This window comes from Bacillus licheniformis DSM 13 = ATCC 14580, from assembly GCF_000011645.1.
Taxonomy (GTDB): domain Bacteria; phylum Bacillota; class Bacilli; order Bacillales; family Bacillaceae; genus Bacillus; species Bacillus licheniformis.
The window spans coordinates 977,147-993,654 of sequence record NC_006270.3 but is presented as its reverse complement, the minus strand read 5'-3'; the positions used below and the strand labels follow the sequence as shown (position 1 = coordinate 993,654).

Genomic DNA, 16,508 nt, shown 5'->3' with positions numbered 1-16,508 from the left:
CCCGTTTGTTTTCAACGGTGTTTCTCTAGGTATTCATCGGATTTTAAATACAGTAAGAGCTCCCACATACCTAACTCCGCTTGGCTAGGTAAATGCAATCTACTTCATGTTCTGGCATGCGGCTGTGAGGAGCAATTTGGTGATCCAACCGGTCAAGACAGGGCACAGAAATCATGGGCATTTCCAGGCGGGACATAGGCATCGGCGAATGTCCATATCCGTTGTTCGGTGGTCTAAGTAAAAACCCCTCCACTTTCCGGATCAGTCGTACTGTAGCTGATCTCGGTTCGAATTCTTACGGATTTTTAAACCGTTTGTTAATCATCATATCGCTCAGCCCCTCTCAAATCCGCTTCAACCGAAGCTGCCGCAGGCAAATAAAAACCGCAGACAAAAGAAGACACCAATGCCTCTACTGCCTGCGGGACATACCGCCAATTTCTATTTTTAATCATCTTTTTATAAAAATGGCGTTTTTATGTTTTATCGAGCGGATTTGCCCTTTGTTCATGATACCTGCTTCATTTCTTTTCTGGAGCGGTCTTTCTTAGGATATGCAATAAAATAAATGAGACCGACAAACACCGCTCCGCCGATGACATTGCCGATAAAAGCAGGAATGATGTTTCCGATAAACTGCCCCCAGGTGAATGAGCCTGCAAAAATGGCTGCGGGAATCACAAACATGTTGGCGACAACGTGCTGAAATCCGATGGCCACAAACGCCATAATTGGGAACCAGATGCCAAGGATTTTCCCTGCTCCGTCTTGTGCGCCGAAAGAAAGCCATACCGCAAGACATACAAGCCAGTTACAGCCGATGCCGGAAATGAGAACCTTGCCGAAGCTCATATCTAGTTTTCCTTGTGCAACGGCGATCGTTTTTTCTAAATAAGGGCCTGTTTCAGTCAATCCAACCAAATGTCCGAAAAAGTAAGCAACAAACAGTGCGCCGATTAAGTTCATAATCGTGACGATTCCCCAGTTAACCGCCAATTGTTTTAGTGATATTTTTCTTGAAAATAAAGCCATCGCAACGGACATCATATTCCCTGTGATCAATTCAGCGCCAGCGAGCACCACCAGTATCAGACCGACAGGAAATACGGCAGCTCCGATCAGGCTGGACAGGCTTCCCCATTCTTTCGGCAGGTCGCCGATTACCCTGATATCAAGCAAATAACCAAGCGCGATAAATGCGCCGCCTAAAAACCCCAATACAAGCAGAGACGGCAGCGGGAGCTGTACTTTTTTCATCCCTGCTTCAATTGCTGCATTCGCTATTTCATCCGGTTTTCGAAAAGCCATACTAACTAAACCCCTCCATTATCCCTTCTTTTCTCACAGTTATGGCAGAAAGACAATAAAAAAAGGCAGCACTCAAATAACCTGTGTCAACAGGCGTTCGAATGCTGCCTAACTTGTATGCATACCCATACAACAAAATCAAGCAGAATTAAAATATTGAAAGAGAATATATACAGTTCGTGCATACATTCCATTGCTTTTGTCTTCTATAACTGTAGCAACATCTTATCAAATGTGATAAAAATGTGTCAACCCTGCTGCCGCTTCTCCCTTGCGAATGTATAGTTTCCTTCATACTTGACGAGTTTTCTGCCGTCAAGCCACCAGATGACATTGAAAAGCCGGTCAAGAAAGTACCTGTCATGCGAAACCGCAATAATCGTCCCTTGAAATTGGCTTAATGCTTCTTCAAGCATCTCCTTAGATTCGATGTCCAAATGGTTTGTCGGCTCATCGAGGATCAGCACATTATGATTTTGGTGAACGAGCTGTGCCAAGCGAAGCCGCATCCGTTCGCCTCCGCTTAAATCTTTCACTTTTCGGAAGACGGATTGGCCGAAAAACAAAAACTTTGCAAGCATCATTCTGGCTTCGCCTTCTGATGCAGAAACATGTTCACGGAATTCGGCTAAAACGGTGCGCTCTTCCTCCATTTCACCGACATGCTGAGTCAGATATGCGGCCGATAAATTGCTGCCAAGCTGCACGTCACCGCTGTCCGGCGTTTCCTTTCCGCTGATGATGTTGAGCAGCGTCGTTTTGCCGCTGCCGTTCTCTCCGACGATGGCGGCGCGCTCCTGAAAACGGACATGCATACTGAGATTGTCAAAAAGCTGCCGCTCACCGAAGCTTTTGCAGACATCCTCAAGCCTGACAACATCTTTTCCGCTTCGTTCATCCATGCTGAAAACTAAGTCGATCTTTTTGCGTTCCAGAACGGGTTTTTTCACCTTCTCCATGCGCTCCAAAGCTTTTTCCATACTTTTCGCTCTTCGGTGCAGGCCGTCATTCGGAGGATTGGCGCGATTCGCCCATTCCTTCAGCCGCTTGATTGTTTCCTTCATTTTTTTGATTTTCTTCTGCTGATCCTGATAGTCATGAAATTCTCTCATAAGGCGCTCTTCCCGTTCATCAGCATAGTGTGTATAGCCGCCTTTTGAAAAGTGAAGCTCTCCTTGGTCGATTTCGAGAATCGAAGTAACCGATTCATCCAGGAAATAGCGATCATGCGACACAATGACCGCAGTACCTTTGTACTGCTTTAAAAAAGACGTCAGCCATTCGATCGATGTTAAATCCAAATGGTTTGTCGGCTCATCCAGCAAAAGCAGATCCGGAGCTGACAGGAGAAGCCTTGCAAGACCCGCTTTCGTCCGTTCGCCTCCGCTTAACTCCCGCCACTCGGCATCGAATAGCCGCTCGATATTCAAGCCGTGCGCCACCCGTTCGATTTGCGCGCTGATGCCGTAGCCGCCTTTTCGCTGAAATTCATCCTGCAAAGCCCCGTACTTTTCCAAAAGGAATCTGAGTTTTTCCGCGTCCTTTTCAACCGCCAATTGACGTTCGATCCGGGAAAGCTTCTGCTGTGTGTTCCATAATGATGAAAAAACATCATACAGCAGCTCTTTTACCGTTTTGCTGCCGTCCCATGCGGGATTCTGCTCCAAGAGCCCTGTTGATAATCCTTTTTTCCATGTCACAAGACCTTCATCAGGTTTCATTTGGCCGCTGATCAGCTTCAACAACGTCGTTTTCCCTTCCCCATTTCGTCCGATCAGACCGACGCGCTCCCCTTGGTGCAGGTCCCATGACAGCCCGTTGAAAATCGTATGTCCTCCGTAAGTTTGACCGACATGTTGCAAACTGCATATAATCATCCATCTTTCCTCCGCATCCCGTGAAGAGACACCGAGCATTAAAAAGACGGCAGAGCTTACACCCCGCCGTCAGCATCAGAAAATCCGATTGTGGGCAGATGTCTCTCACTGGTATTTTTTCCAATTGAATGTGTAAAAAAGGGCAGACTGATCCCGTAATACGCATTCCCCGGAAAAAATCGCGCGACAAATATACAGATGGGCTTGCATATCCGTCATGCGCTTACCAGTTTGATTCATCTTTTCCACCTCCTTTTAATAGTTACAATATATGAAAAATAAAGCTGAAAGTCAACAGGAAAAAGCCGGCCTCAAGCGGCCGGCACCCGAATCTGCTATTTTTTATAATGAATCCTGTAGATGTCATGGCGTCTGTCCTTGAGCTGCCGGACCGTTCCGTCCTGCCGCTGTCTTCTGAGAATTTCCAGGTCGACATCGCCGATGACCACCATCTCAATGTTCGGATTGCATTCGCCGACGATTCCATCCCTTGCAAATTCAAAATCTGAAGGAGCGAAAATCGCGGATTGCGCGTATTGAATATCCATATTTTCGGTTTGCGGCAGATTGCCGACCGTTCCGGAAATAACCGTGTACACCTGGTTTTCAACCGCTCTTGCTTGAGCGCAGTACCTGACTCGCAAATAGCCTTGGCGGTCTTCCGTGCAGAAAGGGGTAAAAATAATCTTGGCCCCTTTTTCGGTTGCGATTCTGCCTAGCTCCGGAAACTCGATGTCATAGCAGATCTGGATCGCGATTTTGCCGCAGTCTGTGTCAAAGACGCGCACTTCGTCCCCCCTGCTGATGCCCCACCATTTTCGTTCATTCGGGGTAATATGGAGCTTATATTGCTTTTCGATGGTTCCGTCCCTTCTGAACAAGTAAGCGATATTGTAGATCTTTCCTTCTTCTTCAACGAAGTGGGAACCGCCGATAATGTTGACATTGTATTTAACGGCAAGGTCTGTGAACAGGCTGATATAGTCTTCTGTATATTCGGTAATCCGCTGAACGGCCAGGCTCGGTGAGCGCTCTTCCAGAAACGACATCAGCTGCGTCGTAAAGATTTCCGGATAGACGGCAAAATCCGCTCCTGCGTCTGAAGCCACATCTGCATAGTATTCGACTTGGTTGGCGAACTCCTCGAAGGAATGGATCTGCTTCATTTCATATTGAATCACGCATATTCTCACCGGAAAAGCTGATTTGTAATAGCGCTTCGTCTGCGGCAAGTAGTCGACATTATTCCACTCCATCAATGTCGCATATTTGCTTGATGCTCTGTCATCCGGGAGATAGTTCGGGTTGATCCGCATCATGGTGAATCCGTTCAGCAGCTGGAACGAAAGGACCGGATCATATATCTGGTGGTGGATGACCTGTTCGACATACTCCCTCGGCGTCATCTCGGAAGCGTACTTATGATAGTTCGGAATTCTGCCGCCGATGATAATGCTCTTTAAATTCAAGCGCCTTGCCAGATCTTTTCGCGCTTCATAGAGACGGTGGCCGATCTTCATCCGTCTGTATTCGGGATGAACCATGACCTCGATGCCGTACATGTTTAAGCCGTCGGGATTGTGATTCGTAATATACCCGTCGTCTGTAATATCCTGCCATGTATGTCTGTCGTCATATTCATCAAAGTTGATCAACAGGCTTGAACAGGAACCGATCACTTCTCCGTCAAGCTCTGCGCAAAACTGGCCTTCCGGGAAGTGTTCCAAATGGCTTTCCAGATGCTCCCGTTTCCATGGGATCATTCCCGGAAAACAAAGCTCTTGAAGCCCGATGATGCTGTCGATATCTTTTTCTTCAATATTGCGGATGACGATCTTTTTTTCAAAGCGGGAAAGATCCAGTTTTTCGGACACGTCCCATTCCTCCTCTGGCTTTTATGATGGATCGGAGATTTTTTCGATCAGCTGTTCCAGCTCCATTTCCGCCATTGATTCCAGGCGGTGGTCATAATGCTCGAACAGCAGGCTTTTCGTTACTTTATTCGGTACAATGACACATTTCATTCCGGCTCTTTTCGCGGCGATTGATCCGTTGACAGAGTCTTCGAATGCAATGCACTCCTCAGGCTTCACACCGAGGCATTCCGCCGCTTTCAAATAGAGTTCCGGGTTCGGTTTGACTTCCTCAACATCATCGGCCGTTCTGATGCATTCGAAATCATCGTACAGACCGATTTGTTTTAAATGCTGGGACACCCATTTATAATCTGAGCTTGACGCCAGCCCGATTTTTAAACCGAGCTCTTTCGCCGCGGACAAATAAGCTTCCACACCTGGGCGCGCTTTTTCATTTTCCATTCTTTTCGTAAAACGCTCTTGTCTCAATTTCGTTAGTTGTTCATGGTCCAGTTTTTTTTGCAGCTGTTCCTCCAGATAAGAAAACGGCTGGAATCCGGCGGCCGTGCCGATGACATTTCCCCAAACCGACATTGGCAGCTCTGAGCCGTGCTCTTCAAAAATTTCCTGGAGCACTTCATATTCGTGCGTTTCTGTATCTAAAATAAGACCGTCAAAATCAAAAATCACTGCTTTAATCATTGCGCTTTAGCCCAACTCCTTTTGACTGTTTGCACCATTCATTGTATCCTTCTTGCCGCTCCTTGAAAAGAGAAGACACTAAAAACCGGTATGTATAAATGAAGAAGAGCCTGCTGTAAGAGGCAAGCTCTTCCGTTCTTACTGAGTCCGTGCCGGAGTGGAAATGTTCGCAAGCGCCTGTCCGGCAGATTCATTGGACAATTCGTTTACCGCCAGATCCCCGAGCGCCAAAATGCCGACTAAATGGTTGTTTTCGACGATCGGGAGACGGCGGATTTGGCTTTGAGCCATCAGCTGTGATGCTTCTTCAAGGCTCATGTTCGGATTTCCTGAAACAACATTTGTTGTCATGACGTTTGAAACAGGTGTCTGTCCGTCCTGGCCTTCCGCTGTCGTTCTGAGCGTGATATCACGGTCTGTGATCATGCCTTTTAATACGCCTTGATCTACGACCGGAATCGCACCTACATTATGGCGGCTCATCAACTCAGCCGCTTCTTGAACCGTTTGATTGGAAGAAATTGTCGCCACTTGTCTAGACATCGCATTGCTGATTGTCGTCAATAGACTGCACCCCTTTCGGTTGTTAGTATGTACAGGTCATGCACATGCTAAAAAGGAAGTTGGCACCATTTCATTGTGTTTTCCGCTTTTTTCTTATATCATCTTTTCATAAAAAGAAGAGCTTTTTCCGATTTGGAACAAGCTCTTTCACTTCAGTTAGCCGGCTTTTTACATCAGCATTTTATTCTCGGTATTCACGATATGAAAGTCGGCAGATGTTAGAGGGAAGTACAGACCGCAGTCATTCAGCTTGCGGCTATTTTTATCGAACAGATCACGGTCTTTGAGCACCCACTTGCGCTTCGCCTTAGTTAATAATGCATGGATCAATTGCAGGCTTGTCATAATCTGAAACGCTTCATCGAGCGTTCCTTTGTATTCATCCTCTTTCAATTGAAGCGCGCCCTGCTTTTTGAGTTCTTTTATTTTTTGTTTATTCAAGTACAATGGAAATATTTGATACAGCTCTGATACAAGCTCTTCGATATAAATTTCTTGTTCTTCAGTTGCTGCCTTTACAATTCGCAAATCGATCACCCTTCATCCCTTGTTCAAATCTCTTCAAACAGAATAGCATACATAAACAATGGGCTGTGGAGGTAAGTGTTTCCTAATTCCTGAACGCTTTTTACAGAAAGGAGCAGTAAAAATGAACCAAAAAAATCACGGCTTATTCTTCAGTGCAGACATACGGCATCACGGCGAACTTTTATATGCATATTTAAAAAGAGAGGCGAAAGCATCGAAGCCTGTCATTCAATACTGGATCGCAAACGAGAAAGTTAAAGTGAATCATAAATCGGTGAATCATAACGTTCGGCTGGAGAGCGGAGACAGCGTGATGATCGATCTCAGAGAGGAGGAAGAAAGCGGAATCGTCCCTGAATACGGGGAACTTCCCGTCCTGTTTGAAGATGATCACATGCTTATTGTCAATAAGCCGGCGGGAATGGCGACTCATCCGAATGAAGCCGGCCAGACCGGCACGCTGAGCAACCTTGTGGCGTTTTATTTTCAAATGAACGGGGAGGAGCGAAAAGTCCGGCACGTCCACCGTCTGGACAAGGATACGAGCGGCGCTGTCGTTTTTGCAAAGCACCGCCTCGCCCACGCGCTTTTAGACGAACAGCTGCAAAGAAAAGAACTGGCGCGGACATATGTAGCCGTAGCGGAAGGGAAATTCAGAAAAAAAACGGGAACCATTTCGGCGCCAATCGGCAGAGACAAGCACCACCCCGTCAGAAGAAGGGTGTCCCATTCCGGACAGCCCGCTGTCACCCATTTTGAATCGAAAGGATATGACAGCCGTCACGATGTTACACTGTGCAGACTTCAGCTGGAGACAGGCCGAACCCACCAAATACGCGTTCACCTTGCAAGCATCGGTCATCCTTTGTCAGGCGACACCTTATACGGCGGTTCAAAGGGGCTTTTTCAGAGACAGGCTCTTCACGCAATCGAGATCAATGTCACCCATCCGATCACAAAAGAACGTGTCACTGTCGCGGCACCGCTTCCGGATGATTTAAAAGACGAAATCGGACGACTGTTCGGCACGGTTGATTAAACGGTAAAAAAGCTGTCCTCGATGGGACAGCCTTACAGATTGTTGACAAAATCCCAAAACGGCTTTTTGTTTTGGGATTTTGTCATCCTTTCAGCGGCTTTGCATAAATAATATAGCGCTCAGGCGCATTTCCGATATAAGAAAACGGATAGCATGTCGTTAACAGCAGCTCTTCTTTTTCACGCTGCAGCGTGATGATGGACGTGTCACTTTGGTCAACAATTTTCGTGTGTGTGATTTCATATTCGAAGCTTCCGTATGGAAGCTCGATTTTCAGCTTATCTCCGATTTCCAGCTCCCCTGTTCTGCGAAAAACCGTATCCCTGTGGCCTGAAAGAACAATTTGCCCGTTTTGTTTTGGATAATAGCTGCCTTTATAATGACCGACGCCTTTTTCCAAATCATCGGGACTGGTCCCTTCAACGATGGGAAGCTCTGCGCCCAGTTTGGGAATATGGAGTATGCCTGCCGCTTCGCCGGCGGCGGGCTTAAATGAAGCGGGCGCCGATGGGTGCTTAGCCGAACGGGCGGATTGACTCGATGCAATGGCTTCTTTTGCTTCAGTTAAAGAAAGATCCGTCTGTCTGTTCATATCGAATATTTTCCAGCCGCCGTATGCAAAAGTGGCAAGCCCCGCTATCATCAGCAGAAACGATAACATCTTGACTTTCATAGTCTCGCAATACCCCTTTTCCGCATATAAAGAATCGCTCCGAACATAAACGTCAGGAAGCCGTATAAAAGGAAACCGCCGTAAGCTGCCGCCGTATCGGGTAGCTTGCGCTCTTCACGCTCGTCTGGCAGAAACGCATCATTTGACAGACCGTCCATCTTCTCCGCAGGCGCATCTGATCCTTCACCGGTCGTCATGCCCGCAACAGGAATAGCGCCGCTCCTTGAAGCATTGCCGGTACCGTCATGAACCGGACTTTCTCCGGTGTCATTGCCGGGTTTCCCCCCATCGCCCTTATCACCAGACGGTTTTTCTTCGTCATTCGGATCAGCGCCTCCGCTTCCGGGTTTTTCTTTGTCATCTGGATCAGCCCCGCGTCCGGGCTGTTCTCCCGGACGCGAATCATCTTCTGCTAATTTTTTGATTCGCCCTTCGGCAGTATAAGCGATCGGTTCTTTAAAGCTTTTGACAAATTTGACTGTGGCTTCGATATCTTCCGGACCTGTGACCGGATTTTTTCCAAGCCTGGAAATCGGCAAATACTTGCTTCCTGAAGCAGATGCCATAAAGTTGTTTACGGTCAGCGTATATGTTTGGTCTAAATCAATCGGTGTTCCGTCTTCAAGAAAAATAGCCGCGGTTTTATTTGTTTTCGGGTCCCATGTATAAGCGAAGCCGCTGATCGAGTAATCCGGGCCGTAAGATGGGGATATTTGCGCGTCTATAATATCGTATAAATCCCTGCCTTTAATTTCAAGCCGGACGAGTACATTGCCGAAAGGCTGGATATTGAACAAGTCTCCCCATGTAATCGTTCCTTTTTTTAAATCTTGGCGGATGCCGCCCCCGTTCATTAATGCGAAATCTGAATTCATCGCTTGCCGCATACCGTCAGCAATCAGATTCCCGAGAGGGGTGTCTCCGTCATTTGAATAGCCGCCGGCCATATCGTGCGCAGCCTCACCGACTTTCTCGCTGATGATCGGCGCAACCATCCGCTCATATTTATCCAGTATCTGACCGACCGCCGGATCGGGCTTGAGATTTTCCTGATTCACATATTCGATTTCCGCTTTCTTGTGAACGATGTCTTTCGTTTCCCGGTCGATTTCAAGATCGACGACACCGATTGCCTTCCCGTATTCGTATGCTTGAACGATTAAAATATCATTGACTTGGCCGTTGACCACTTCATGATTGTGGCCGGCAAAGATGACATCGATCTCGGGATCTGCTTTTTTAGCAAGTTCGGCTGATTCGCCGGTCACAACCCCGCCGTCCTGTGAAGCTGTCATATGGGCGAGCACCGCTATTGCCCGGATACCTTTCGCTCTCAGTTCTTTTGCAGCCTGGTTGACGGCCTTTGCTTCATCTGTAAATTCAATTGAGCGAATTCCTTCTGGCATGACCATATTGGCGGCCGCCTGTGTCACAACGCCGATAAAAGCGACAGGCACTCCTTCAACTTCAATAATTTCATATGGAGGAAGAAAGCTGTCCCCGCTTGCCTTCAACTTGCAATTGGCGCAGACAAGCGGGAAATCCTGTCCGTCGTAACCTTTTGTCCCTTTGCCTTCAGGGTGTTCGCCTCCGTTCAACATGCGCAGCAGCTCTTCGGTCCCTTCATCAAACTCATGGTTCCCGACGGTTCCTACATCAAATCCGATTTCCTCCATGACTTCAACTGTCGGCTCGTCCTGAAGCAGGGAAGAAACCGGCGAGCTTCCTCCGATCATATCGCCTGCGTGGACGATCAGCGTGTTTTCCTGCTCGGCTTTTTTCTCTTTGATCAATGATGCTGCATAATCCATCCTGCCGAATGTTCCATCCGTCCGGCCATCGCCGTTTAGATCGAGCTGATATTGCTGATCGATCTTTCCGTGCAGATCATTCATGCTTAACAGGCGCAGCGGAATATTGCCGCTTTGCTCTTTTTTCGAATAGCCCGCAGCTTCCGCTTCTTCAGCCGACGCAAAGAAAATTCGTCTTTCCACCGGAATCTCCCGCCACTTTTCAGGCGCGACATACGTATTTTCCGCAGAGTCTCCGACATGCCGCGTCAGCCCTTTGCCTTGCTCCCTGTCGCGAAATTCAAACGGCATTTCGAGGAGCGGATCAGCGGGATTCCAAATGCCGATTTTATCGCCTTTCGCCTTTTTGACGGCGTTTTGAAACAATTGATAGTCTTCATCACTTCCAACCGGCCAAATGAAGTAGGTTACAGCCATCCCCTTTTGGACAAGCTGCAAATTCGTATTGACGCCGTCTTCAGTGATGACTTGGGCAAGCAGGCGGCCGTAGCTGTCTTTTGCTTCCTTGCCCACTTTCACGGTGACTTTGTCTCCCGGGGCCAATATCGACTGCAAATATTCCTTCGCCTTGTTTCCGTGCTGCAGCTGGTTTTCATCTAATTCATTTTTCGGCTTATGATAAGTTTCGGCTGTATCTATGTTGACATAGCGGACTTTTGTAGATCCGAGAACAGGCTCTTTTAAGTGGATCGTATCCCCGTCGACGACTCGTTCCACAACGCTTTCGTATTCCCCTTCAGCAGCGGGGGGAGGATGCGCGGCGCCGTCTAATTTCCGAAGATCCTCCTGTTTTCTCGGCAGAAGCTGCACCGAATCATAGCGGCTTAATATGCCGGTAATCTCGTACCATTGTCCTTGTTCTATCGAAGCGGCGGCATTCGTTTGTTCCATCACCCTTAGTGTGAGCGGATGATAGTTTTCATCGATCATTGTGATATTATAGCCGCCGCCTGCCGGCGCATCCGGCTTTGTTTCAATAAAGCCTTTCATCCTCACAAGCCGGCCTTCGTATTCAGCTGCGGTTCCCTGATCGAGCACATCTTTAATAGTCAGCGGAACAGGGTCGGGCAGTGCCGCCCCTTCTCCGGTTACTTCAATGCCTGACGGTGCGGGTACGATTTCTGTCAAGCCTTTGTATGTCGTGATTTTCCCCGTGACCGAAACAGACATACCCTCTTTTAGTTCCGGAAAATCGCCTTGCGCAGCGGAATAGATATTGATTCCCGCCGTATCGTCCTGGATAAATGTGGACAGCTTTCCTCCTCCGACAGCCGCCTGATCGGCAGTGACGATTCCTTTGATTTTGACCGTTTCATTTAAAAGCTTGCGCGCTTCGGCTATCGTTTTGGTCTCCGGCTGGGCAGACGGTGCATCGTCTCCGGAAAATGTGATGGATTGAACAGATTTCAAACCCGGGGAATTAAAATATGTAGTGCGTTCGCCTTCGATGATGAGTTTTTTTCCGATGAGATGAGGGTTTGTCTTTAAACCGAACTGGTCTCTGAAAGGTGCGGGTATCTGCACGGGGAGTATGTTCTCAGGTGATGTTTCCTCCTTTTTATCAGCGATTGCGACGTTATAATCGTTAGCGAAATTTCCGCTGAAACGATAATGGCCGCTCGATATTGTGTGCCCGACGACATAGCCTTCAACGGCTGCATGCCCTTCGTTATGCTTAATGGCTTCTTCTACTGAAATCGTTTCTGAAGCGTGCGTTACGTCCGCAAACGGCGTCAAAAAAGACGCAATCATCATAAACGTGATTGTCAAACCAGCCATAAAACGGCTCTTTACAACATTGACCATATATTCGCCTCCCGTTTTTTGCTTCCTGTCAAATTTATCTGATGATTATAAAGGCTATATGATTTTTTTGTAAAAATTTCAAAAAAGAATGAGAATAGGGATGACCGCATTCTCATTCTTTAATCGGAAGCTTCAATTTTACGATCGTTCCTTTTCCTTCTTCGCTTTCGAAATGAATGCTTCCGCCGTGATTTTCAATAATTTTAAATGTAACCATTAATCCGAGACCGGTTCCTTTTTCCTTCGTTGTATAAAATGGCTCCCCAAGCTTTTCTAGCACTTCTTTTGAGATGCCCTTTCCCTGATCTTCAAAGGTGATGAATACGCTGTCTTTTTCAAAATAGGAACGTATCGTAATAAAGCCTTCAGCATCCTCCATCGCCTCGATTGCATTTTTTAATATGTTGATGAAAACCTGTTTCAGCTCATTTGAAACAGCGAGAATCTCAGGTAGATCTCCGCTCAGCTGTTTCTCGATCCTTACGTTGTTCAGCACGGCCTGCGACTCCAATACCATGCAGACATCTTCAACAATCGAGTTGACCTGAACCGGATCAAATGTATTCGATTTCGTTTTGGCCAATACGAGAAATTCGTTGATGATTGCTTCAAGCCTGATGAATTCGGACATCATCACTTCCGCATAGTCTTTTTGATATTTTTTGGATTGGATCATCAGCTGGAGAAACCCTTTCAGAGAAGTGAGCGGGTTCCGTATTTCATGAGCGATTCCGGCAGCTAGCTGGCCGACCGCCGACAGCATTTCCGATTTCATGAGCATTTTTTCAGATCGCTTTTGGTTTGTAATGTCCTCGGATATCAGCATAACCTGCTGAACGTTCCCCGCGCTGTCCTCAACAGGAACAAGGGAGATTTGCTCCCACCTGTCCTGCTGCTCCTCATCCTGGTAATTAAGTTCTCCTGACCATGGTTTCTTTTCAAGGACGCGTTTCCAGAAGCGAGTGAGATCCTCACAGTGAAAATGCTTGCGGTAAATATCAAACACATTGCCGCCGATGATGTCATCCTGATGTTTTCCGAACATCCGGCAAAAGCGTTTGTTTGCATAAGTGACCGAACCGTCGACCGAAGTGATCAATATGTTGGCCGGACTTTGATCTATAGCTTGTGAGCTGATATGCAGCGCCTCGTTTGTCATTTTCAGCTCAGTGACATTCGTGAATGTGACAACAATGCCTTCAACCATGTTTCCCGATGTATAATAAGGGATCATTTTTACGGCATACCAGCCGCCGTCTGGCATTTCAAACTCTTTTACGACCGTCTTGTTTTCATATAGCGTGCGCCTTAAGTCATCGGCATACCCTTCATACTTAAACCTCTCTGTCAGCTTATCGGCAGGTCTTGAAAGGTCCTCGTTTTTCAGGTCGAACATATTGGCGGCTTCTGGAGTAAATAATTTCAATTTCAATTCCTGATCCAAAAAAACTGCGGCGATGTTCGTGCTGGTCAGCAGATTGTTCATATCATTTTTAAGGGTGTTCAGCTCGTTCACTTTCTTTTCAAACGCCCTGTTGAGCGCCGTCAATTTTCTGTTTTCCTCCTGCAGCTTTTGATTTGCGGACACTAAAGCATCGTTGGACGCTTCGAGCTCTTTTACCGTCCGGTACAGATGTTGCAGATGAAGCTGGCCGTCCTCTCCGCCGGATACCGGCGCGTTGGCTGCCCCTTCTTGTGCTTTTTCGATAAACAGCACATAAAGCTTGTGATACTGGCGGAAGAAACATTTTAATCTCAAATGAACAAAGGATAGTTCTCCGCTTAAATAAATCGGGACGTTTTTAAACGATACTTCTTTTTTCTCTTTCTTCGCCCGCTGTAACGCGGCATTGACCTGTACGGATAAGCTCGCGGGAAAAACCTGATGAATGCTGCCTTTTGAGCTTTTCAAATATTGATCAGCACTTTCCGAGGACGCGACAATTTCTCCCCGGTCATTCAGGATCAGACAAGGAAACATATACTTGTCGATCAAGGAAAGATAAATATCATCCAGCCTATGAAAACCACTCAGTTCATTGATTTTTTTATATACTTCTGTTTGCACCTTTGGATACACAGAATCATTACCAAATAAACCTGACTTTTTTCCAACCGTCTCACTTGAGCCCAGCATTATAAAACTCCTCCTTTTCTAAGTGCAAAATCAAAAAGGAAAACACCTTTTTTGCATTTCATGATGATTGGCAGCTGAAATCGTTTACGGAGGGAGAATCCTTTACAGATCACGCAGGGGCAATAAAAAGTTGCAGGCATTAGAAGCCAGATGCTTTCATGCCGATATCGAGCCGGGCATTGCTATTCAATTGTTTTTCGGTCGTTTCTGAACAAAAGGTGCATGAGCACACAGACCGACATTGTCTTTTATTCTTCCGGCAGCCTTTATTTGAATCCGGCCATGTTCCGGCCCTATTGTTTTTCGGATATCAGATATCCATATACTCACCGAATTCCTCTAAACTGCCGGAAACACGCGTGAACTTTTCATCATCGCCCGGCAGATTGTGCTCCGTTTACAAAGGTGCGAGGGATTTCAAAATCGGCCTGAATTTCCTCTCCTAATGCTCAGTTTGGCGCCAAGATGACCGTTATCCCCATTTTCGACCAATGATATGATGTGCTGTCTTGAATACAAGACCCCCATAATATTTTCTTCTGAACTAAACTATTCGACGGTTAGAATAAAATCCCTTTAAATCCAGATTATCGATTATTCCTTTTTTGAATAAACATAGCGGCAAAAACGAAATATAATAGTTGAATTACATTTAAGGAGGATACGTTAGAGTGGAACAGCAAAACCAGCCGCAAATGCAGATCAATCAAGGCAATGAAGGTATGCAGCATATGAATCACGGGGGGCACGAAGTGTTCGACATGCATGAAGTGCTGTCCGGAATGATCGGCGTCCTTGAGCAGTATATGATGTTCAGGGAGCATGTCAAAGATCCGGAGCTGCTCGACATTTTGGACAGGCAGCATCGGTTTATTTCGTCTCAGTACAACATTACGACAGAATGTTTCAGAACGGGGCAAAAGCCGAGTCAGGAAACGGCAACGTATATGATGAAAGAGGACCGCAAATTCGTCTACGGTTTAAAAGATGCCCAGCCGAAACAACCGAAGCAATCTGTGCAGGCTATTGATGACGCCTGCATCAGCAGCTTTATGCTCGGCTTGATGAAAACTTGTTGTTCGTCGCTGGCCATGGCGGCTCCCGAAGTGACAAACCCTGTCTGCAGAAGGGTTCTGGCAGACCAGATTCCTCACTATATCGAAATGGCTTATGAAATTTTCCTTTATCAAAACAAACACGGGTACTATCAAGTTCCTCAGCTTGCGCCGCAAGACATGCAGAAGATGACTTCAGCATTCGCTCCGGTGCAAGGTCAGCCGCAAATGCCTCCAAGCGGGCAGCAGAGACCTATTCATTGATCATGAAAACGGCATTGAAGATGAAACTTCAACGCCGTTTTTTTCGCTTCGTATTTTCGTTTAAATTCTTTCTCAAAACCTGTCAACGACTGGCCGACGGCGGCCTTAAATCCGTCTGCAAAACTTCCCCGCTCAGCCGTTTCCTCGATAATGTCGAGGATGACGCCCCTTCCTTTTTTCTCCGCAAGCTCTTCGATCAAATAATAACTTTGCAAATAAATATCGGTTTCATATCCAGTCCGGGCTTTTTGCCATTGCCGGTCGGTCTTCAGCTTGCTCAAGGGGACGACTGAAGGCAAAGTCCGGATTTCTATCGCGGCATGAGCAGAAGCCCATTCAGCTACTCCTTCGTGAAACCAGAGCGGATAAGTTCCCGGGTCGGCATTCAGTTCTCTCAGCTTGACGTGAAAAGCATAATGGGTATACTCATGCACCAGCACCCGTTTGTACAGGAAGACGGCGAATCCCTCGCCGTTATTCAGATGCTTCCTCTCCTCGGGCAAAAGCCCGATCATCCTCATATCGTTTGAATAAAATCCGGTTATATCCTTTAATTTTGAAAATGACTCCATATCATCGCGGTTTGAAAAAAAGATCAAATCAACGCTGTCTTGAAGAGGACTGACAAACAGTTCCCGATTCATATCAGCGGCATCCCGAAGCGTCTCCTTTGTCAGCTCCAGAATCGGCCTATCTTTTTCAGCGTAATAAATGCTGACACTTTCATATTTGACCATTTCCAGCGATTCTTTCAGTTTTTCTTTTTTTCCCGAAAGCACAGCCGCCTCAGGGCTCTCTTGGCTGAACACGACAAAAATGGCCAATAACAGAGCGGATAGAGCGCCCGCCATGATTAAAACAAAGGCTGCTTTCATCTCCCCCGTCACT

General features: G+C 46.8%; 12 protein-coding genes. 2 read left to right on the top strand and 10 right to left on the bottom strand.

Going from position 1 to position 16,508, the window contains the following annotated elements; all coding sequences use genetic code 11:
- Positions 1 to 507: 507 nt before the first annotated feature.
- From TRNA_RS26415 to TRNA_RS26390, 6 genes are all read right to left on the bottom strand, one after another.
- Positions 508 to 1,308 carry a formate/nitrite transporter family protein gene (locus TRNA_RS26415; RefSeq protein ID WP_003180078.1) on the bottom strand — a complete coding sequence of 267 codons (801 nt, stop codon included), beginning with the start codon at positions 1,306 to 1,308 and terminating at the stop codon, positions 508 to 510.
- Between the two features lie 248 nt (positions 1,309 to 1,556).
- Positions 1,557 to 3,185 carry a ribosomal protection-like ABC-F family protein gene (abc-f, locus tag TRNA_RS26410; protein WP_011197685.1) on the bottom strand — a complete coding sequence of 543 codons (1,629 nt, stop codon included), beginning with the start codon at positions 3,183 to 3,185 and terminating at the stop codon, positions 1,557 to 1,559.
- A 335-nt stretch (positions 3,186 to 3,520) separates the two neighbouring features.
- Positions 3,521 to 5,059 (bottom strand): bifunctional GNAT family N-acetyltransferase/carbon-nitrogen hydrolase family protein, encoded by a 1,539-nt coding sequence (locus tag TRNA_RS26405; RefSeq protein ID WP_003180073.1) that lies wholly within the window; start codon positions 5,057 to 5,059, stop codon positions 3,521 to 3,523.
- Between the two features lie 21 nt (positions 5,060 to 5,080).
- Positions 5,081 to 5,743 (bottom strand): HAD family hydrolase, encoded by a 663-nt coding sequence (locus TRNA_RS26400; RefSeq protein WP_003180071.1) that lies wholly within the window; start codon positions 5,741 to 5,743, stop codon positions 5,081 to 5,083.
- 138 nt (positions 5,744 to 5,881) lie between these two features.
- Complete coding sequence (locus TRNA_RS26395; protein ID WP_369878925.1) at positions 5,882 to 6,286, bottom strand: CBS domain-containing protein; 405 nt, start codon at positions 6,284 to 6,286, stop codon at positions 5,882 to 5,884.
- Between the two features lie 189 nt (positions 6,287 to 6,475).
- Positions 6,476 to 6,844, bottom strand: a complete 369-nt coding sequence (locus TRNA_RS26390) for a YhcU family protein (protein ID WP_003180066.1) — start codon at positions 6,842 to 6,844, stop codon at positions 6,476 to 6,478.
- 112 nt (positions 6,845 to 6,956) lie between these two features.
- On the opposite strand from TRNA_RS26390, the gene TRNA_RS26385 reads away from it, so the two are divergent.
- Entirely contained in the window at positions 6,957 to 7,874 is a 918-nt protein-coding gene (locus TRNA_RS26385; protein ID WP_003180064.1) for an RluA family pseudouridine synthase, read from the top strand.
- 82 nt (positions 7,875 to 7,956) lie between these two features.
- On the opposite strand, the gene TRNA_RS26380 is transcribed toward TRNA_RS26385, so the two are convergent.
- From TRNA_RS26380 to TRNA_RS26370, 3 genes are all read right to left on the bottom strand, one after another.
- Positions 7,957 to 8,547, bottom strand: coding sequence for a class D sortase (locus tag TRNA_RS26380; protein WP_003180063.1), 591 nt, complete (start codon positions 8,545 to 8,547; stop codon positions 7,957 to 7,959).
- The gene (locus tag TRNA_RS26375; RefSeq protein WP_011197683.1) at positions 8,544 to 12,164 is read right to left on the bottom strand and encodes a 5'-nucleotidase C-terminal domain-containing protein; all 3,621 of its coding nucleotides are present in this window, start codon (positions 12,162 to 12,164) and stop codon (positions 8,544 to 8,546) included. The genes TRNA_RS26380 and TRNA_RS26375 overlap by 4 nt, the downstream gene beginning before the upstream one ends.
- Before the next feature lie 112 nt (positions 12,165 to 12,276).
- Positions 12,277 to 14,301 carry an ATP-binding protein gene (locus TRNA_RS26370; protein ID WP_003180059.1) on the bottom strand — a complete coding sequence of 675 codons (2,025 nt, stop codon included), beginning with the start codon at positions 14,299 to 14,301 and terminating at the stop codon, positions 12,277 to 12,279.
- Between the two features lie 671 nt (positions 14,302 to 14,972).
- Between TRNA_RS26370 and TRNA_RS26365 the strand changes: the two genes are divergently transcribed.
- On the top strand, positions 14,973 to 15,620 hold the full coding sequence (locus tag TRNA_RS26365; RefSeq protein WP_003180057.1) for a spore coat protein: 648 nt from the start codon (positions 14,973 to 14,975) through the stop codon (positions 15,618 to 15,620).
- Here the strand turns inward: TRNA_RS26365 and TRNA_RS26360 are convergent.
- Positions 15,614 to 16,507 (bottom strand): hypothetical protein, encoded by an 894-nt coding sequence (locus tag TRNA_RS26360; RefSeq protein ID WP_011197682.1) that lies wholly within the window; start codon positions 16,505 to 16,507, stop codon positions 15,614 to 15,616. The genes TRNA_RS26365 and TRNA_RS26360 overlap by 7 nt on opposite strands.
- Between the last annotated feature and the right edge of the window lies 1 nt (position 16,508).

Excerpts from the sequence above, each read along its gene's own strand:
- TRNA_RS26395 (WP_369878925.1), bottom strand. The coding sequence starts at position 6,286 with ATGTCTAGACAAGTGGCGACAATTTCTTCCAATCAAACGGTTCAAGAA.
- TRNA_RS26385 (WP_003180064.1), top strand. The coding sequence starts at position 6,957 with ATGAACCAAAAAAATCACGGCTTATTCTTCAGTGCAGACATACGGCAT.
- TRNA_RS26375 (WP_011197683.1), bottom strand. The coding sequence starts at position 12,164 with ATGGTCAATGTTGTAAAGAGCCGTTTTATGGCTGGTTTGACAATCACG.
- TRNA_RS26400 (WP_003180071.1), bottom strand. The coding sequence starts at position 5,743 with ATGATTAAAGCAGTGATTTTTGATTTTGACGGTCTTATTTTAGATACA.
- TRNA_RS26380 (WP_003180063.1), bottom strand. The coding sequence starts at position 8,547 with ATGAAAGTCAAGATGTTATCGTTTCTGCTGATGATAGCGGGGCTTGCC.
- TRNA_RS26415 (WP_003180078.1), bottom strand. The coding sequence starts at position 1,308 with ATGGCTTTTCGAAAACCGGATGAAATAGCGAATGCAGCAATTGAAGCA.
- TRNA_RS26370 (WP_003180059.1), bottom strand. The coding sequence starts at position 14,301 with ATGCTGGGCTCAAGTGAGACGGTTGGAAAAAAGTCAGGTTTATTTGGT.
- abc-f (WP_011197685.1), bottom strand. The coding sequence starts at position 3,185 with ATGATTATATGCAGTTTGCAACATGTCGGTCAAACTTACGGAGGACAT.